The following is a 17992-nucleotide window of genomic DNA, read 5'->3' as shown; positions in this document are numbered from 1 at the left end:
CGGCCCGGTCCGACGTACTCAGGCGGCAGCCGTCCGCCCGGATCCTGTGGCTGGCTTGCCACCACGTTGCCCGACCTTGCGTAGCTTCGTTTTCGAGGCGGTCAGCTGAGAGACCCGCTGCGGCGAAATGCCGAGTAATTTGCCGGCGTCGCGCACCGTGTACCCCTCCGCGAGCAACTTCCGAGCCGCCTCGACGGTGGCCTCCTCGGCCGACCGCTCAGCTTCGACCAGCCTGGCGCGTGCCCGACGCGCTGCGTTCACCTCGCCGGGCACCTCCGGCCGCACCTCGATGTCGAAGCTCTCGGGAGACACGTCAAGGAGCGCTGCGATGGCGTCTCGGGCCATCGCTTCCACCTGGTCTAGCCTGCGCGCCTGCGAAAAGACACCCGGCAGTTCGGCAACGGTGATCGCCCACCAGTTGTCCGTCCGCGTGCAGGTGGCGGTGTATGTAGCCATCGACTGGTCCCCCCTTACCTGAGCCCGAGGTTGCGCAGGATGCCCCGCGCCGTCAGCTCGTTGATCTCTTTGTGGCGTGGCACGGTGAACTGCTGCGATCCGAACCGGTAGACGGTATGGCTGCCGCCTTCGCGCACGAAAATGAAGTCGCAGCCCGCCTCGGCGGCGGCCTTGCTGATCACCGTGAGGAGGTCGGCCCGCTTCATGCCGTAAGTCTAGTGCGGTAGACGCTTGTTGTCTAAGGCACTAGACGAACGTGTCCGTCGAGATCAGGCGTCGCCACCGCCGACGGTGACCAGATGGGGATGACGGGGAGCTGATCGTCGACGCGTCCGAGGATCCGGGTCCATTCGGCGAGGACACGCCACTCGTCTTCGGGCGTGGTGGTGACGACGGCGCCACGTACCCTGTCCCATCCTGAGGCGGTCATTCTGCCTCGGGCACTTTCAAGTGGCCAGCACCGCGATGCCGGCCGGGACGAGGCCGGCGGGCAGCCGATCGCGGGCCCTACAGCGGCTCGACACCGGGCGGCAGCGCCCCCTGTTCGGCGGCCGTACGGACGTAGTTGAGCAGGATTCCGCGCAGTGCCCGCGCCGCGTGCGTCGGTACGGCCTCCCGGCGCCGGGCCAGCGCGATCGTCCGCCGTACGCCGGGCGGGGCGAGCTGGGTGACCCGGATCCGGGGCCGTCGGGCGACCACGATGCCCGGCACCAGCGCCACCCCCAGCCCCGCCTCGACAAAGCTGAGCACGGCGTCCATTTCGCCGCCGTCGACCGCCAGCGTCGGTTCGAAGCCGGCGTCCCGGCACGCCGCGAGGGTGACGTCGCGCAGGTCGTAGCCCTCGCGGAACATCACCAGCGGTTGGTCGCGCAGGTCGACCAGGCGCAGGGTGCCCATCGGGCTGGCCGCCGGTAGCGGGTCGAGGGAGGCGACGACCAGGCTCTCCCGCAGGATCGGTTCCACCCGTAGGGCGGGGTCGGGTCCGGGTGCCGGTTGGATGATCAGCGCCAGGTCGAGTCCGCCGCGCAGCAGGTCGCGTACGAGGTCCTGGGAGCCGCCCTCCTGGACGGAGAGGTCGACGCCCGGGTGGGCGTCGCGGAACCGGCGCAGCACCTGCGGGGCGAGCGAGGTGACCAGGCTGGGCGTCGCCCCGAGCCGGACCCGACCCCGGCGTACGCCGACCAGCTCCTGCACCTCGCGCCCGGCGGTTTCGACGTCGGCCAGGATGCGCTTGGCCAGTGGCAGCAGGACCTCACCGGCGGCGGTGAGGGTGATGTTTCCCCGGATCCGGTCGAACAGCGGGGCGCCGAGGTCGACTTCGAGGGCGTGAATTTGCTTACTCAGCGAGGGCTGGGTGATGCCGACATTGTCGGCCGCATGAGTGAAATGCCGGGTTTCGGCGACCGCTACGAAGTACCGCAACTGGTGGAACTGCACCTGCATAGCCTACGACTATCGAGACTGCGACTCCGATGCATTGGACGACTAATCACAGCTCCTCCTAGCGTCGGTGAGGTGGCAGTAGAGACGCGGTCGCCGGTCCGCTCGTCGGTCGGCAAGAAGGCAGTGATGGCGGTGACGGGCATCCTCCTGGTGCTCTTCCTCATCGCGCACATGCTCGGCAACCTCAAGATTTTCTTCGGTGCGGCCTCGTTCGACCACTACGCGCACTGGCTGCGGACCATCGGCACGCCACTGCTGCCCGAGGTCTGGTATCTCTGGCTCCAGCGCGGCGCGCTGACGATCGCCCTGCTGCTGCACATCTGGGCCGCGACCGCGCTCGCCGTGGCCGCCCGCAAGGCCCGCCCGATCCGGTACGCCCACCGCAAGCCGGTCCAGGCCAGTTACGCGGCCCGGACGATGCGCTGGGGTGGGGTGATCATCCTGCTGTTCGTGGTCTACCACCTGCTCGACCTGACCACCGGCACACTCAACCCGCTCGGCGACCCGGGTCACCCGCACGCCAACGTGGTGGCCGACTTCGCCCCGGAACGCTGGTACGTGACCCTGTTCTACACCCTGGCCATCGTCGCGCTCGGCTTCCACCTGCGGCACGGCATGTTCAGCGCGTTCCGCAGCCTCGGCCAGCAGTCGCCCCGGGGTGAGCGCCGGGCCCGCGCCACCGCCCTCGTCTTCGCCGTCGGGCTCTGCGGCGGCTACCTGCTGGTCCCCTTCGCCGTACTAGCCGGATGGGTGTCATGACCATGGAAATGTTCCGCTACGGCGAACCGGTCGCCGATTCGAAGGCACCGGACGGGCCGATCGAGACCCGCTGGGACCGGCGCCGCTTCGAGGCCAAGCTGGTCAACCCGGCGAACCGCCGCAAGCTGACCGTGCTGGTGGTCGGCACCGGGCTGGCCGGCGGTTCGGCCGCCGCCACCCTCGCCGAGCAGGGCTACCGGGTGAAGTCGTACTGCTACCAGGACAGCCCGCGCCGGGCACACTCGATCGCCGCCCAGGGCGGTATCAACGCGGCGAAGAACTACCGCAACGACGGCGACTCCGTACACCGGTTGTTCTACGACACGGTCAAGGGCGGCGACTTCCGCGCCCGCGAGTCGAACGTGCACCGGCTCGCCGAGGTCTCGGTCAACATCATCGACCAGGCGGTGGCCCAGGGGGTGCCGTTCGCCCGCGAGTACGGCGGACTGCTCGACACCCGCTCGTTCGGCGGCGCCCAGGTGCAACGGACCTTCTACGCGCGCGGACAGACCGGTCAGCAACTGCTGCTCGGGGCGTACCAGGCGCTGGAGCGGCAGATCGCGCTCGGCCGGGTGGAGATGCACACCCGGCACGAGATGCTGGAGCTGATAGTGGTCGACGGCCGGGCCCGGGGCATCGTCGTCCGCGACCTGGTCACCGGCAGGACAACCACGGAGTACGCCGACGCCGTGGTGCTCGCCTCCGGTGGTTACGGCAACGTGTTCTACCTGTCCACCAACGCCAAGGGCTGCAACGTCACCGCCACCTGGCGGGCGCACCGCAAGGGCGCGTACTTCGCCAACCCCTGTTACACGCAGATCCACCCGACCTGCATCCCGGTCTCCGGCGACCACCAGTCGAAGCTGACCCTGATGAGCGAGTCGCTGCGCAACGACGGCCGGGTCTGGGTGCCGAAGCGGGCCGGCGACGACCGCAACCCGGCCGACATCCCCGACGACGAGCGGGACTACTTCCTGGAGCGAATGTACCCGGCCTTCGGCAACCTGGTCCCGCGCGACATCGCCTCCCGCGCGGCGAAGAACGTCTGCGACGCGGGAAACGGGGTCGGGCCGACCGGGCTCGGCGTCTACCTCGACTTCGCTGACGCGATCGGCCGGCTCGGCCGGCACACCGTGCAGGAGCGGTACGGCAACCTCTTCGAGATGTACGAGCGGATCACCGGCGAGGACCCGTACCGGGTGCCGATGCGGATCTATCCGGCCGTGCACTACACGATGGGTGGGCTCTGGGTCGACTACGACCTCCAGGCCACCATCCCCGGCCTGTTCGTCATCGGTGAGGCGAACTTCTCCGACCACGGCGCCAACCGGCTGGGTGCCTCGGCGCTGATGCAGGGGCTGGCCGACGGCTACTTCGTGCTGCCGAACACGATCGCGAACTACCTGGCCGCCGGCCCGTTCGGCCCGATCGACGACAACCATCCCGAGGTGGTCGCCGCCCGCGCCGACGTCGAGGACCGGGTGGCTCGACTGCTCGCGGTCGACGGTGACCGTACGGTCGACTCGTTCCACCGTGAGCTGGGTCAGATCATGTGGGAGCACTGCGGGATGGAACGCAGCGACGCGGGGCTGCGCAAGGCGATCGAGCAGATCCGGGCCCTGCGGGAGCAGTACTGGCGTCGGGTCAAGGTGTCCGGCGACGCCGACGGCATCAACCAGTCGCTGGAGAAGGCCGGCCGGGTCGCCGACTTCTTCGAGCTGGCCGAGCTGATGTGCGTCGACGCGCTGCACCGTACGGAGTCCTGCGGTGGGCACTTCCGGGCCGAGAGCCAGACCCCGGAGGGTGAGGCGCAGCGCGACGACGAGCACTTCAGTTACGTCGCGGCGTGGGAGTTCGCCGGGGCCGACCACCCGCCGGTGCTGCACAAGGAAGACCTGCACTTCGAGTACGTCCACCCCAGCCAGCGGAGTTACAAGTGAATCTGACCCTGCGCATCTGGCGACAGTCCGGCCCGGCCGACCGTGGCCGGATGGTCTCCTACCGGGCCGCCGACGTCTCCCCCGACATGTCGTTCCTGGAGATGCTCGACGTGCTCAACGAGCGGCTGATCCTCGACGGCGACGACCCGGTGGCCTTCGACCACGACTGTCGGGAGGGGATCTGCGGCTCCTGCGGCATGGTCGTCAACGGCGTACCGCACGGGCCGGAGCGGGCGACCACCATCTGCCAGCTGCACATGCGGCACTTCTCCGACGGGCAGACGATCGACATCGAACCGTGGCGGGCGAGGGCCTTCCCGGTGATGAAGGACCTGGTCGTGGACCGGAGCGCGTTCGACCGGATCATCGCCGCCGGCGGTTACATCTCGGTGCCGACCGGCAGCGCCCCGGACGCGCACGCATCTCCGGTGCCCAAGGTCGACGCCGACGCGGCGTTCGAGTCGGCCGCCTGCATCGGCTGCGGAGCCTGCGTCGCGGCCTGCCCGAACGGGTCGTCGATGCTGTTCACCGCCGCGAAGGTCACCCACCTGAGCATGTTGCCGCAGGGTCAGCCGGAGCGGGCCGGTCGGGTGCTCGACATGGTCGCGCAGCAGGACGCGGAGGGATTCGGCGGCTGCACCAACATGGGCGAGTGCACCGCCGTCTGTCCGAAGGTGATCCCGCTGTCCACCATCGGGCGACTGAACCGCGACTTCCTCAGGGCCGCGAGCACGCGCGGTGGCGCACCGGGCACAGACTGAATCCCCTGGTACGCCGCCCGACACAACGTTCGACGGGGTGGTCCGGACTCGGTAGTGTGACCCGCGAGTCAGGGGATCATGAGGTGACGGTGGCGGGGGCGACAACATGCTCATCACGGCGGACCAGGTGGTGCCGGAGCATCTGACCGAGGCGACGTGGCGGCTCTACAACAACGCGTTCGACGAGTTGCGGGCCGCCGCCGTGCAGCGACACGTCATGGTCCGGGACGAGTTCGACGTGGTGCTCGCCGACGCCCGGGTGACGAAGTACCTCGGGCTCGACCCGGACCAGCCGGACGAGGTGCTGGCGCTGGCCACGTTCACCAACGACCTGGACGCCGTACCGTTGATCTCGCCGGACTACTTCGCGCGCCGCTGGCCGGTGCTCTACGCCGAGCGGCGGATCTGGTACATCGGCTTCTTCGCGATCGACCCGCAGATCCGTGGCGACGGGGTGTTCGAGACGGTGATCGAGCGGATGTGGCAGCGGGTGCTGGCCAGCCGGGGCATCGCGGCCCTGGACATCTGCCGCCGGAACAACGACATCGGCCTGCCGAAGGCGATCCACCAGACCCTGGACCAGCTCACCACCGGGGTCCGGAGCGCCCCGCTGGACGAGCAGGTCTACTGGTTGTTCGAGCCGCCCGAGTCGAGCTGAGCGGTGTCCGGCCCGACCACCGGGCCGGCCCCGTCCGCGCCGACGGCCAGACCTGACCAGCGTTGCGCGAACAGGTTCGGGCGTACCGGGCCGCCCCAGAGCCGGCCCTGGCCGAGCAGCACCCCGAGCGCCTCCAGCACCGCCCGCTGGGTCGGCGTCTCGACCCCCTCCGCGACGACCGTCAGCCGCAGCGCGCTGCTCATCGCGACCACCGCCCGTACGATCTCCTCGTCCTCCGGGTTGCCGCCGAGCCCGCCGACGAACGCCTGGTCGACCTTGACCCCGGTGACCGGGTGCCGGCGCAGGTAGCCCAGCGCGGAGTAGCCGGTGCCGAAGTCGTCCACGACTATCCGTACGCCCATCCCGCGCAGTTCGAAGAGCACCTGGTCGGTGCCGGCGGACGGGTCGACCATCACCGACTCGGTGATCTCCAGGACCACCACCCCGGTCGGTACGTCGTGCCGCAGCAGTGCCTCGGCGATGCTGTCCGGCAGGCCGGGGTCGCGCAGTTGCCGGGGCGAGACGTTGACCGAGATCCAGAACTCGTCGTCCACCACGCCGTGGCGCCGCCAGTCGGCGAGCTGCCGCAGCGCCTCGTCCAGCACCCACCGGCCGATCGCGGCGATCAGGCCGGTGTCCTCGGCGATGGAGATGAAGTCCAGCGGTGACACCGCGCCCCGGACCGGGTGGTCCCAACGCAGCAGCGCCTCCGCCCCGACCAGGCGGCCGCCGCGCAGTTCGACTATCGGCTGGTAGACCAGGTGGAGCTGCTCCTTGGCCAGGGCGTGCCGGAGGGCGAACTCGATCTCCACCCGGTCGCGTACCCGGTCGCGCATGGAGGTGTCGAACAGGGCCCACTTGCCCGGCCCCTCGGCCTTGGCGTGGTACATCGCGATGTCCGCGTCCCGCATCAGCGACTCGGCGGTCACCGGTGCCGCGTCGTGCTGTTCGGCCGCCGCCGCCGTGGGCAGGCCGCCCCAGCCGCCGGTGCTGCCGGTCGGCTCGTCCACGCCGTACGCCAGCCCGTCCCGGCTGCCGGTGTGCTCGCCGGTCGGGACCACGGTGGTGCCGACCAGACCGACGGACGTGCTGACCACCACCTCGATCCCGCCGACCTGCAACGGTGCGGCGAACGAGCCGAGGATCCCCTCGGCGAGTTCGACCGCCTCGTCGCGGGTCCCGCTGAGTACGACCACGAACTCGTCGCCGCCGACCCGGGCGACCACCGCCGCCGACGGCACCAGTGCCCGTAACCGCTGTCCGACCTGGACGATGAGCTGGTCGCCGGTGTCGTGGCCCCAGGAGTCGTTGACCATCTTGAAGCCGTCGAGGTCGAGAAAGTACACCCAGATCCCGGTCGGTACGGCCGCCGAGCGGCGCAGTAGCCGGCCGACCTCCCGGGACAGCGCCCGCCGGTTGGGCAGGCCGGTCAGCGGGTCGTGGGTGGCGTGGTGCTCGTACCGCCGTTGCGCGGTGGCGTAACCCTGCACCGCCGACACGGCCCGGACCAGCAGCAACGCCACCATGACGGCCCCGGCGAGGGCGGGGACGAGCCGCTCGACCAGCGTCGGCTGGTGCAGTGCGGCGATCAGCACGAACGGTGCGGCCAGCGCCGGGCAGATCAGCAGCAGCCTGGGCCAGGACCAGGCCTGCACCGGCAGCGGCATGGCCCGGCCGAGGTAGACCACCGAGGGGTGCAGTGCGGCGGCGCCGACCATGGCGAAGCCGATCAGGAACGGCAGGTCCAGGATCGGTGCCCCGGACAGGGTGCCGGTCAGCCCGACGATCGCGTACGCCAGGTCGCCGAGCAGCAGGGACGTCATCATGCCGACCAGCAGCCAGTAGCTGGGCCTTCGGGCGGCGGTGGTGAAGGCGAGGTTGACCAGGAGCAGGAGCAGCACCACGTCGAAGACCGGGTACGTCCCGGCGAGCGCCGACACCATCACCGACCGGCCCTGGATCGACGCCGCCGGTACGGCCAGCAGCAGCACCGAGACACAGGCCGCGCCGAGGCAGACGATGAGCCCGTCGATGACGGCGTGCCGTTCGAGCCCTCCCCTGGCCCGCAGCAGGCCGCCGACGCCGAAGATCATCAACAGGTAGCCGGGGACGGTGAACGCGTCGGCGGCCAGGGCGGAGATTCCGGTCCGGTGCGCGGCCCAGGGCCGGACCAGCGCCCCGATCAGGAACAGGAAACTGGCGGCGCTGAGCAGGTACCAGGGGTGGCGCGGGGCGGCCCGGTGCCACCGGGGGCCGAGCACCAGGACGGCGGCGGTGCCGACGCCCACGGCGGCGAACAGCAGGGCACCGAGTGCGTCGGAGAGGTGGGCGGCGTACAGCAGCGCGGCGAGGACGCCGGCGGTGAGGTACGCCAGCGAGCCGGACGCGGAGGCCCGGTCGACCGGGGTCGAGCGTCGCATCGAGATCGCCCCCAGCGAACCTTCCGTCTTCTGACCGACCAGCAGGCGCACCACGCTACCAACCGGATCATCCGACGTGCTGTGGATGATCGACTGAACTTCGTGGGCCGATCGGATGAGTGAGTGCCAACAACCTGTCCCACCCGCCACGACCACTACCCCGAACGCTGGCGGCGGAATCCGACCGCCGTCGCCGGACGATCAACGGGCACCCGGAGCGATCCGCGGTGCTCTATCGTGACCGGATCGAGCCCACGGGGGGTTCGTCACGGCTCCGATCGGAGAACCACCTTGTCGAAAACGGTTAACCGCAGGACTGCGCTGGGCATGGGCACGGCGGCAACGGCGGGCCTGGTGTTCGGCACCGGCACCGGCGCCTCGGCCGCGACCGAGCGGGGTTCGGCGACCGACGCCCTCGGACCGGCGGAGCGGCGGGTCGGGAAGATCTACTACCGGGCCTCGACCGAGGCGGGCGGGACCTGGCGGGCCCGGATCAGCGTCACCGCCGCCGACGGCAGCGCCCTGCCGGCGGTGGAACAGGGCGCCGACGAGCAGGTCGAGGCGTACAGCGTGAACAAGGTGGCGGTCGCCGTCGCGGTGCTGGACAAGGTCGATCGTGGCCTGCTCCAGTTGAGTCAGACCGTCGAGGTGACCGCCGCGATCGTGATTCCCGACGGTGACGGCATCTTCCGGCTGGACGGGGCGTACCCGAGCACGGTGACGGTCGGCCACGCACTCGCCGCCCTGCTCACCGTCTCGGACGACACCGCCGTACGGCTCTGCGGCCTGGTCTGCCCGGCGTTGGAGATCAACCAGATCCTGGTCGCCAAGGGCTTCCCGAACACGCAGGTCGTACCGGTCGCCAACCCCAACCGGTTCTTCCTCGGCACCACCACGCCCCGGGAGACCCACGACCTGCTGCGGGCCCTGGTCGCGGGCACCCTGCTCTCCCCCGGCTCGACCGCGTTCCTGCTGGCCGCGCTGCGGTCGCCGATCGCCTATCCGGACGGCATCCGGCACGACATGTCGTCGGGCGAGCGGGAGCGGGTGGCGACCAAGGCCGGCTGGTTCGACGGTGGCCGCAACGAGGCCGGCGTGATGTTCGGCATCGACGGCACGCCCAGGCTGACCTACGCGATCTTCGCCGACGGTCAGGCCGACCCGGACAACTTCGGCCCGACCCACCCGGCCACCCGGGCCCGGTCGGTGATGGGCCGCCGGTTCCTGGAGACGGTCACCGAGCCGGGTCCGGCCTCGGCCAGGTCCCGTACCGGTTCGGCGTACCGGCCGAGCAACGGCGGCTGACGAATCCTTGCTCGATCCGGGGGGCCGGCTACCCGCCGGTTCCCCGGACGGGGAAGGATGGACGGATGGGTAGGCGGGGGGCGACGAGCGAACCGAGCCGGGGCCGGGACGACCGGTCGCGGGCGGGGCGCCGCTGGCGCCGTCGGGCCGGTGGGCTGCTCGCCCTGGCCGCCGTCGCGACCGCCGCCTGGGCCGTTCGGGACGTCTCGGTGGCAATGGGCGCGCGGGCCGCCGGGGAGCGGGCGGCCAGACTGCGGTCGTCCCCGCAGTTCGAGGGCGAGGGTTTCCGCAACCAGGCGAGCACCCGGGCGGTGATGGCCGAGTCCGGCCGCAACGTCCTGCTGGAGTTCCTCTTCGGCGGGCACCGGCGCAAGCCCACCGACCCGGTCCCGCTGGTCGACCCCGGCACCGCCGACCCGGCCTCGGCGCCCGCCGACGAACTCAACATCATCTGGTACGGACACGCCTCGCTGCTGGTCGAGATCGAGGGCCGACGGGTGCTGGTCGATCCGATGTGGAGCCAACGGTGCTCGCCGTCGCGCCTGGCCGGGCCGCGCCGGTTGCATCCGCCACCGGTGCCGCTGGAGCAACTGCCCCCGGTCAACGCGATCCTGATCTCGCACGACCACTACGACCACCTGGACCTGGCGACCGTACGGGGGTTGCTGCGGACCCAGTCGGCGCCGTTCCTGGTCCCGCTCGGCGTCGGCGCCCACCTGGCCCGGTGGGGGGTGCCGGAGGCGCGGATCATCGAGCTGGACTGGACCGAGAGCGCCGACGTGGCCGGGCTGCGGTTCACCGCGACCGCCGCGCAGCACTTCTCCGGGCGCGGGTTCACCCGCAACCGCACCCTCTGGGGCTCCTGGGTGATCAGCGGGCAGACCCGCCGGGTGTTCTACTCCGGCGACTCCGGCTACTTCGCCGGCTACGCCGAGATCGGCCGCCAACACGGCCCGTTCGACGTCACCCTGATCCAGGTCGGGGCGTACGCACCGGCCTGGCCGGAGATCCACATGTTCCCGGAGGAGGCGATCACCGCCCACCTGGACCTGCGCGGGGAGCTGCTGATTCCGGTGCACTGGGCGACGTTCAACCTGGCCGTGCACCCGTGGGCCGAGCCGATCGACCGGCTGTGGCGGGAGGCGAAGGCCCGCGACGTCCGGTTGGCCGTACCGCGACCCGGTGAACGGGTGGTCGTCGACGCGCCACCGCCGGTCGACGGCTGGTGGCAGGCCATCGTCTGACCCGGTGGGTCGGCCGGTCAGAGGACGAAGGCGTCGGTCCAGAGCTGCCCGGAACGGCCGGAGAGGGCGTCGAGCAGCGCCACCGCCTGACTGTCGGTCAGCGAGGCGACGAAGTCGATGATCGCCCGTCCGCGCGCCTTGGCCGCCCGATCGACCGTACGCGGATGAAGTTCCGCCTCGGCGAGGTCGATCAGGTCGTGCAGCCGGCGCGGCAGCCGGGCCTCCTCGCGGGGGTCGAGAATCCAGTCGAGCAGGGCCTGGACCAGGGTGTCCAGCAGCCGGGCCTGGCCGCGCTGGTGCAGAGCCAAATCCGGCCGGGCCAGCACGAACTGGTGGTGGACGAACTTGAGCACCTGCACCTCGTGCCACTGGGCCGGGGCGAGCAGCACGTGTCCGGCCCGGACCGGCGGCTCGGCCACCACCGTGATCGCGTCGACCAGCCGGCGGGTCCACCGGGCCGAGAAGCCCGACACGCCCTGCTCGGCCTCGATCGAGCCGTCGAACGGTGCGGCCAGCAGCCCGTCGACCAGTTCCAGCCGTACGTGTTCGACCGCCGCGGCGAACGCCACATCGTCGCTGATCCAGGCGTCCTTGCGGTGCAGTTGCCGGCGCAGCCGCTCGATCGAGGCACCGGGGCGGCGCAGCCCGTGGTCCAGGATGGCGTCGGTCATCGCCCGGAACCGGTCGCTGTCGCGCTGCCAGGCCAGCAGTTCGGCCGCCACCGCACCCTGGCGCAGGACCCCGACCCGGTGGAAGTCCTCCACGTCGTGGATGGCGTACGCGATGTCGTCGGCGGTGTCCATGATCGATGCCTCGACGGTCTGCTGCCAGTCGGCGATCCGCCCGGCGAACGGCGCCCGAGCCTGCCGCAGGTCCTCGACCTCGGTGCCGTACGCGCCGAACTTCCCCGAACCGCTCGTCGGGTCCTCCGGTGGCGCGGTCGCCCCGCGCGGCGGCGGGTCGAACTGGCTCGGGTGCGGGTCGGGGTAGCCGGACCGGGTCCACGGGTACTTGAGGATGGCGGCGCGTACCGCGGCGGTCAGGTCCAGGCCGATGGTCGCCATGCCCCGGATCTCGGTGCTGGTGACTATCCGGTACGACTGGGCGTTGCCCTCGAACCCGTCCGGCAGCCCGAGCCGCTGCCGGGCGATCCGGTCGAGCACCTGCTCACCGAGGTGCCCGAACGGTGGGTGACCCAGGTCGTGGGCGAGCGCCGCCGCCTCGACCACGTCCGGGTCGCAGCCGCCGAGCGAGTCCAGCAGGTCGCGGTAGCGCTCGTCGGCGCTCAGCCGTTCGGCGACCGCCCGCCCCACCTGGGCGACCTTCAGGCTGTGCGTCAACCGGTTGTGTACGAGCAGCCCGGAGCCGCCCGGTGAGATCACCTGGGTGACGCCGCCGAGCCGGGCGAAGAACGGTGAGCTGACAATCCGGTCCCGGTCGGCGCGGAACGGGCTCCCGGCGAGGTCGCCGAGCGCACCGGCGCTGCCGCCGAAGAGCCGCCTGGCCCGGGGATCCGCCGAAGACTCCATGATCAGACGCTAGCCCAGCCGGACCGGGCGGGTGTGCCCAGCCCCGGTCACCTCACGCCTGCGCCTCGACCCGGTCGGCGGCACCGGCCGGCTGTGGCGTCGGGACCGGCTCGCGGGTGCCGCCGCCGATCCGGGCGTAGACCCCCGGTCGCAGCGACCGGAGGGCGACGCCGCGCAGCAGGCCGAGCAGTGCGGCGAGCACCGGCAGGGCCGGGAGCAGGGCGCGCAGGTAGGTCGGGGTGCCGGGGGCGAGCAACGTACCGAAGTCGGCCAGCAGCACCACCAGGACCACACTGAGTCCCATGGTGGCCAGCGTCGGTGCGATCAGTCGCTGCCAGCGGGACTCGGCGGTGACCGTACGCCCGTTGAAGAACCCGACCACGGCCACCGACGTCAGCGTGAGCAGCACCAGTACGCCGACCGCGCCGACGCCGCTGAGCCAGGCGAACATGTCGGTCAGCGGGTCCCGGCCGGCGGCGGCGAAGCCGAGCAGCACCGCCAGGGCGAGCCCGGTCTGCACCAGCGAGCCGGCGACCGGGGCACCGGTGCGTACGCCGACCCGGCCGAGCGCGGCGGGCAGCACCCGTTCGAAACCCAGGGCGTAGAACTGCCGGGCCACGCTGTTGTGCCCGGCGAGCAGCGCGGCGAGTACCGCCGTGCCGAGCAGCACCTGGGCGGCGACGCCCAGCGCGGCCCCGCCGTGCCGGGCGAGCACGTCGGCGACCAGTTGGGGACCGGCCACCGCGGCCACCGTCGCGGTGTTCTCCGGCCCGGTGGCGACAGTCAGCGCCCAGGCGCAGAGCGCGTAGCAGACGCCGGTGCCGGCGATGGCGAGGTAGCCGGCGCGGGCGACGGTCCGGCCGGGATCGGTGACCTGCGTGCGGTGGACCGGGCCCGACTCCACCCCGACGAAGGCGGCGGTGGCCAGGGCCAGCACGGCACCGAGCCCGGCCACCGGGAGGTTCGCCGGGTCGAGTCCGGCGGCGTCGACCCGGCCGCCGGCCGGGTTGTCGAGCGCGAGCGCGACCAGGGCGGTCAGCACGAGCAATTCCAGGAACAGCAACCCGACGAGTACGGTCCCGGACAGGTCCACCTGGAGTACGCCGAGCAGCCCGACCACCGCCCAGGCGAGCAGCGCCCAGATCCACCAGTCGAGTTCGATGGAAATTTCATCCCCGACGAACTCGCCGACAATCGCGCCGATCAGTCCGTAGAGGCTGATCTGGAGCGCGTTGTAGGCGACCAGTGCGGCGAAAGCGGCGCCGACCGCCCCGGCCCGGCCGAGCCCATTCGCGATGTACGAGTGGACCGAGCCGGGGTTCGGCACGTACCGGCCCATCGCGGCGTAACCGACGGCGAAGACGCCGAGCAGGATCGTCAGCATCAGGAAGCAGAACGCGGCGCCGACGTTGCCGCTGACCGCGTACATGATCGGGATGGCCCCGCCGACGGCGGTGAGCGGCGCGGCGGTCGCGGCGACGAAGAGCGCGAGCCGCCCGGTGCCGATTCGACCGGGGCGCAGCGGGATACCGGGGACGGGCGGCTCGGTTGGCATCTGCGGTCGCTCCTGACCGGTCAGAACATTGTCGATCGACAATCAGGAGAGGCTATGGCCGAATCCGGCGGCCGACAAGTTCGTACGGGGATCCGACAGTTTCGTCCCGGTCGAGTCCATTGCCCGACGTAACGATGGGAACGGGTTGAGTGACGTGATTCCTTGCCGTAGCGTCCTGCATCAACACGCGGAGCAATCGAAGCGTCACGACGGTACCGGGCGGGGCCGGAGAGCCATGAACAACTTCCTGGGCGATACCGAACGACTCGCCGATGAGCTGTTCCTCATCGGGCACGACGACTACAACGGCCGCCCGCTGGCCGCACCGAACCTGCTCGACCCGGCCCTGGCCGGGGCGATCCTCGCCGAACTGGCCCTGGCCGGGCGGATCCGGATCAACCGTGGTGAGGTGTTCGTCGCCGACAACCGGGCCTGGCAGGATCCGGTCGCGGACCGGGCCCTGGGCGAGATCGTCCGGCACGGCGACGGCTACGACGCCCAGGGCTGGCTGGAGTTCATCCGCCCCCGGGTGCACGAACAGGTCGGTCTCCGGCTGGTCAGCGCGGGGGCACTGCGGCGGGAGAGCAGGCGCGGCCTGAGCCTGCGGGTGAAGGTACGTTGGCCCGGCCGCGATCCGAACCGGGTGGCCGCACCCCGGGTCCGGCTCGCCGCCGTCCTCGAACGCTCGGACCAACCGCTGGACATTCGCAGCGCGACGCTGGCCGCACTGGTCCGGGCCGGGGGCATGATCCGGGTGCTCGGCCTGCCCGAGCACGCCGTGGCGCAGCGGATCTCGGCCGCCCGCCGACTGCTGCCGCCCGCCCTGGCCGACCTGCTGAACGCGGTCGACGCCACGGTGGCCGCCGCGACCGTCACCCCCCGCCGCTGACCCCCGCCCTTCCCATCCACCGGGCGGGTGGCGCGACGCGGACCGGCGACAGACGGCAGAATGCGTACGTAACCCACCCGGAAAAGGCGGACCTGGATCGTGACGACGTCTGTTCATCAGCGGATCGCCGAGGAGCTCGGCGTACGCGAGCGGCAGGTAACGGCCGCCGTCGAGCTGCTCGACGGCGGGGCCACCGTGCCCTTCATCGCCCGTTACCGCAAGGAAGTCACCGGCATGCTCGACGACGCGCAGTTGCGCACGCTTGAGGAGCGGCTGCGTTACCTGCGGGAGTTGGCGGAGCGGCGGGCGGCGATCCTGGAGTCCATCCGCAGTCAGGGCAGGCTGGACGACGCGCTCGAAGCGCAGATCATGGCGGCCGACTCGAAGGCCCGGCTGGAGGACATCTACCTGCCGTACAAGCCGAAGCGGCGGACGAAGGCGCAGATCGCCCGCGAGGCCGGGCTGGAGCCGCTGGCCGAGCGGCTGCTCGCCGATCCGGGTCTCGACCCGCGTACGACGGCGGCGGCGTTCGTCGACGCCGAGCGGGGCGTGGCCGATCCGACGGCGGCGCTCGACGGCGCGCGGGCGATCCTGGTCGAGCGGTTCGCCGAGGACGCGGACCTGATCGGGTCGCTGCGCGAGCAGATGTGGTCGCGGGGCCGGCTGGCCGCCCGGGTACGCGACGGCCAGCAGGACGCGGGCGCGAAGTTCTCCGACTACTTCGACTTCAGCGAGCCGTACACCCGGCTCGCCTCGCACCGGGTGCTGGCCATGTTCCGGGGTGAGAAGGAGGGCGTGCTCGACCTCACCATGGAGCCGGAGGAGGCGCCCGAGGCGGAGTCCGGCCCGGTCGGACCGACCAGGTACGAGGCGGAGATCGGCGCCCGGTTCGACGTCTACGACCGGGGGCGGCCGGCGGATCGCTGGCTGACCGACACGGTGCGCTGGGCGTGGCGTACCCGGATCCTGATCCACCTCGGCGCGGACCTGCGGATGCGGCTGTGGCAGGCGGCCGAGGACGAGTCCGTACGCGTCTTCGCGATGAACCTGCGCGACCTGCTGCTCGCCGCGCCGGCCGGCAGCCGGACCACGATGGGCCTGGACCCCGGCCTGCGTACGGGCGTGAAGGTGGCCGTGGTCGACGCGACCGGCAAGGTGCTGGCGACCGACACGATCTACCCGCACGAGCCGCGCCGGCAGTGGGACGCCTCGATCGACTCGCTGTCCAAGCTGGCCCGCGCCCACTCGGTCGACCTGATAGCGATCGGCAACGGCACCGCCTCGCGGGAGACCGACAAGCTCGCCGGTGACCTGATCAAGCTGCACCCGGACCTGAACCTGACCAAGGTGGTGGTCTCCGAGGCCGGCGCGTCGGTCTACTCCGCGTCGGCGTACGCCTCCCAGGAACTGCCGGGCATGGACGTGTCGCTGCGCGGCGCGGTCTCCATCGCGCGCCGGTTGCAGGACCCGCTGGCCGAGCTGGTCAAGATCGAGCCGCGCTCGATCGGGGTCGGCCAGTACCAGCACGACCTGTCCGAGGCCAAGCTCTCCCGCTCGTTGGACGCGGTGGTCGAGGACTGCGTGAACGGTGTCGGCGTGGACGTCAACACCGCCTCCGCGCCGCTGCTGACCCGGGTTTCCGGGATCGGTGCCGGGCTGGCGGAGAACATCGTGCTGCACCGGGACACGCACGGCCCGTTCCGGACCCGCCGGGCGTTGAAGGAGGTCCCCCGGTTGGGGCCGAAGGCGTTCGAGCAGTGCGCCGGCTTCCTGCGCATTCCGGGCGGCGAGGACCCGTTGGACGCCTCCGCGGTGCACCCGGAGTCGTACCCGGTGGTGCGACGGATCCTCGCCAGCACCGGAACCGACCTCGGTTCGCTGATCGGCAGGAGCACCCTGCTGCGGGCGCTCAAGCCGACCGACTTCGTGGACGACACGTTCGGCCTGCCGACCGTCACCGACATCATCGGCGAGTTGGAGAAGCCGGGGCGGGACCCTCGGCCGGCGTTCCGTACCGCTACCTTCGCCGAGGGTGTGGAGAAGATCGGTGACCTGACGCCGGGCATGCTGCTGGAGGGTGTGGTCACCAACGTCGCCGCGTTCGGCGCGTTCGTCGACGTCGGCGTGCACCAGGACGGGCTGGTGCACGTGTCGGCGATGTCGAACAGCTTCGTCAAGGACCCTCGGGACGTGGTCAAGTCCGGTGACGTGGTGCGGGTGAAGGTGCTCGACGTGGACGTACCCCGCAAGCGGATCTCACTGACCCTGCGGCTGGACGACGAGGCCACGCCGGGCGCTCCGCGTACCGGTGGTGGTGGTGAACGTCGCGACCGGCCGGCGGGCGGCGACCGCCGGGACCGGGGCGGCGCCGACCGGGGTGGGCAGCGCGGTGCCGGCGGCCAGCCACGGCAGGGGCGCGGTTCGTCGCCGGCCCCCGCTGCCGGCGGGGCGATGGCCGACGCGCTGCGCCGCGCCGGCCTGGACAAGGGGCTCGGCAAGTCCGGCCGCTGACCCACCGGACGACCTCACCGCCCGCCGCGACGATCCCGGTCGCGGCGGGCGCGGTCTTCTTCAAGACCCTGGCGTACGGTCTGCTGATGGTCGAGGACGGGCGGGCCGCCTGGCGGGAGGAGCACCGCCGAGCGGTCGAGGTACGTGCCGAGGCGGACCGGGCACGCCGCGCCGCCGAGACCGGGCAGGCGCGGGAACTGGTGACCGCGTTCGTCCGGGAGGCCGAGCGACGTGGTCTGCCGGTGGTCGCGCTGACCGCCGTCGCCCCGACCGGTGCCCGCTACCGGACCGGACTGACCGGCTGGTACGTCGACGTCAACCTGACCAGGGCGGTCAGCCCGGCGGGCGAGTTCTACCTGTTGACCGTGCCGACGAGTTGGCGGGCGCGGCTGACCGGGGTGACCGTCGAGCCACGGGAGCCGAGACTCGTCGTCGGTGAGGGTGGCCGCGACGGCGAGTCGATGCCGCTGCGCCAACTCCTCGACCGCCGCCTCGACGCCGGCACTCGCTGGCCCTGATCCG

The 17992-nt window shown here is 71.5% G+C and carries 15 protein-coding genes; 9 read left to right on the top strand and 6 right to left on the bottom strand.

All coding sequences use genetic code 11. The features are described from left to right. Positions 1-18: 18 nt before the first annotated feature. The 3 genes from OG792_RS10135 to OG792_RS10125 all read right to left on the bottom strand — a co-directional run bounded on the left by OG792_RS10135 (position 19) and on the right by OG792_RS10125 (position 1899). A complete protein-coding gene (locus OG792_RS10135) occupies positions 19-456 on the bottom strand; it encodes a hypothetical protein (RefSeq protein WP_329109020.1) in 438 nt (145 codons plus the stop codon). A 14-nt stretch (positions 457-470) separates the two neighbouring features. Continuing rightward, the gene (locus tag OG792_RS10130) at positions 471-662 is read right to left on the bottom strand and encodes a type II toxin-antitoxin system HicA family toxin (protein ID WP_329109019.1); all 192 of its coding nucleotides are present in this window, start codon (positions 660-662) and stop codon (positions 471-473) included. Between the two features lie 301 nt (positions 663-963). Continuing rightward, positions 964-1899 carry a LysR family transcriptional regulator gene (locus tag OG792_RS10125; RefSeq protein ID WP_329109018.1) on the bottom strand — a complete coding sequence of 312 codons (936 nt, stop codon included), beginning with the start codon at positions 1897-1899 and terminating at the stop codon, positions 964-966. A 72-nt stretch (positions 1900-1971) separates the two neighbouring features. On the opposite strand from OG792_RS10125, the gene OG792_RS10120 reads away from it, so the two are divergent. From OG792_RS10120 to OG792_RS10105, 4 genes are all read left to right on the top strand, one after another. Continuing rightward, the gene (locus OG792_RS10120) at positions 1972-2658 is read left to right on the top strand and encodes a succinate dehydrogenase cytochrome b subunit (protein ID WP_329109017.1); all 687 of its coding nucleotides are present in this window, start codon (positions 1972-1974) and stop codon (positions 2656-2658) included. A gap of 2 nt (positions 2659-2660) precedes the next feature. Further along, positions 2661-4598 carry a fumarate reductase/succinate dehydrogenase flavoprotein subunit gene (locus OG792_RS10115; protein ID WP_329111186.1) on the top strand — a complete coding sequence of 646 codons (1938 nt, stop codon included), beginning with the start codon at positions 2661-2663 and terminating at the stop codon, positions 4596-4598. Then, positions 4595-5359 (top strand): succinate dehydrogenase/fumarate reductase iron-sulfur subunit, encoded by a 765-nt coding sequence (locus tag OG792_RS10110; RefSeq protein WP_329109015.1) that lies wholly within the window; start codon positions 4595-4597, stop codon positions 5357-5359. Before OG792_RS10115 ends, OG792_RS10110 begins: the two co-directional genes overlap by 4 nt. Positions 5360-5465: 106 nt before the next feature. After that, on the top strand, positions 5466-6017 hold the full coding sequence (locus tag OG792_RS10105) for a hypothetical protein (protein ID WP_329109013.1): 552 nt from the start codon (positions 5466-5468) through the stop codon (positions 6015-6017). On the opposite strand, the gene OG792_RS10100 is transcribed toward OG792_RS10105, so the two are convergent. Then, on the bottom strand, positions 5984-8491 hold the full coding sequence (locus tag OG792_RS10100; RefSeq protein ID WP_329109011.1) for a putative bifunctional diguanylate cyclase/phosphodiesterase: 2508 nt from the start codon (positions 8489-8491) through the stop codon (positions 5984-5986). The two genes, OG792_RS10105 and OG792_RS10100, sit on opposite strands and share 34 nt — an antisense overlap. Before the next feature lie 273 nt (positions 8492-8764). Here OG792_RS10100 and OG792_RS10095 point away from each other — a divergent pair, with 273 nt between their 5' ends. Both OG792_RS10095 and OG792_RS10090 read left to right on the top strand, forming a co-directional pair. Then, positions 8765-9742 (top strand): serine hydrolase, encoded by a 978-nt coding sequence (locus OG792_RS10095; RefSeq protein ID WP_329109010.1) that lies wholly within the window; start codon positions 8765-8767, stop codon positions 9740-9742. A 215-nt stretch (positions 9743-9957) separates the two neighbouring features. Beyond that, complete coding sequence (locus tag OG792_RS10090; RefSeq protein ID WP_442932459.1) at positions 9958-10986, top strand: MBL fold metallo-hydrolase; 1029 nt, start codon at positions 9958-9960, stop codon at positions 10984-10986. 17 nt (positions 10987-11003) lie between these two features. On the opposite strand, the gene OG792_RS10085 is transcribed toward OG792_RS10090, so the two are convergent. Both OG792_RS10085 and OG792_RS10080 read right to left on the bottom strand, forming a co-directional pair. Continuing rightward, on the bottom strand, positions 11004-12515 hold the full coding sequence (locus OG792_RS10085) for a deoxyguanosinetriphosphate triphosphohydrolase family protein (protein WP_329109009.1): 1512 nt from the start codon (positions 12513-12515) through the stop codon (positions 11004-11006). Between the two features lie 52 nt (positions 12516-12567). Further along, complete coding sequence (locus OG792_RS10080) at positions 12568-14070, bottom strand: APC family permease (protein WP_329109007.1); 1503 nt, start codon at positions 14068-14070, stop codon at positions 12568-12570. Positions 14071-14305: 235 nt separating this feature from the next. Here OG792_RS10080 and OG792_RS10075 point away from each other — a divergent pair, with 235 nt between their 5' ends. The 3 genes from OG792_RS10075 (at position 14306) to OG792_RS10065 (ending at position 17988) form a co-directional block, all read left to right on the top strand. Further along, on the top strand, positions 14306-14959 hold the full coding sequence (locus OG792_RS10075) for a GOLPH3/VPS74 family protein (protein ID WP_329109006.1): 654 nt from the start codon (positions 14306-14308) through the stop codon (positions 14957-14959). Between the two features lie 99 nt (positions 14960-15058). Further along, entirely contained in the window at positions 15059-17470 is a 2412-nt protein-coding gene (locus OG792_RS10070; protein WP_329109005.1) for a Tex family protein, read from the top strand. Between the two features lie 83 nt (positions 17471-17553). Further along, positions 17554-17988 carry a hypothetical protein gene (locus OG792_RS10065; RefSeq protein ID WP_329111184.1) on the top strand — a complete coding sequence of 145 codons (435 nt, stop codon included), beginning with the start codon at positions 17554-17556 and terminating at the stop codon, positions 17986-17988. The last annotated feature ends 4 nt before the right edge of the window (positions 17989-17992 follow it).

The sequence above is a fragment of the Micromonospora sp. NBC_01699 genome (genome assembly GCF_036250065.1).
Taxonomy (GTDB): Bacteria; Actinomycetota; Actinomycetes; order Mycobacteriales; family Micromonosporaceae; genus Micromonospora_G.
Note: the sequence above shows the minus strand (reverse complement) of the source record. Positions and strands in the feature narration are given on the sequence as shown.

What these genes read in the sequence shown, in the direction of transcription:
- OG792_RS10135 (WP_329109020.1), bottom strand. Translation starts at nt 456, where the DNA reads ATGGCTACATACACCGCCACCTGCACGCGGACGGACAACTGGTGGGCG.
- OG792_RS10130 (WP_329109019.1), bottom strand. Translation starts at nt 662, where the DNA reads ATGAAGCGGGCCGACCTCCTCACGGTGATCAGCAAGGCCGCCGCCGAG.
- OG792_RS10125 (WP_329109018.1), bottom strand. Translation starts at nt 1,899, where the DNA reads ATGCAGGTGCAGTTCCACCAGTTGCGGTACTTCGTAGCGGTCGCCGAA.
- OG792_RS10115 (WP_329111186.1), top strand. Translation starts at nt 2,661, where the DNA reads ATGGAAATGTTCCGCTACGGCGAACCGGTCGCCGATTCGAAGGCACCG.
- OG792_RS10105 (WP_329109013.1), top strand. Translation starts at nt 5,466, where the DNA reads ATGCTCATCACGGCGGACCAGGTGGTGCCGGAGCATCTGACCGAGGCG.
- OG792_RS10095 (WP_329109010.1), top strand. Translation starts at nt 8,765, where the DNA reads ATGGGCACGGCGGCAACGGCGGGCCTGGTGTTCGGCACCGGCACCGGC.
- OG792_RS10090 (WP_442932459.1), top strand. Translation starts at nt 9,958, where the DNA reads ATGGGCGCGCGGGCCGCCGGGGAGCGGGCGGCCAGACTGCGGTCGTCC.
- OG792_RS10085 (WP_329109009.1), bottom strand. Translation starts at nt 12,515, where the DNA reads ATGGAGTCTTCGGCGGATCCCCGGGCCAGGCGGCTCTTCGGCGGCAGC.
- OG792_RS10080 (WP_329109007.1), bottom strand. Translation starts at nt 14,070, where the DNA reads ATGCCAACCGAGCCGCCCGTCCCCGGTATCCCGCTGCGCCCCGGTCGA.
- OG792_RS10075 (WP_329109006.1), top strand. Translation starts at nt 14,306, where the DNA reads ATGAACAACTTCCTGGGCGATACCGAACGACTCGCCGATGAGCTGTTC.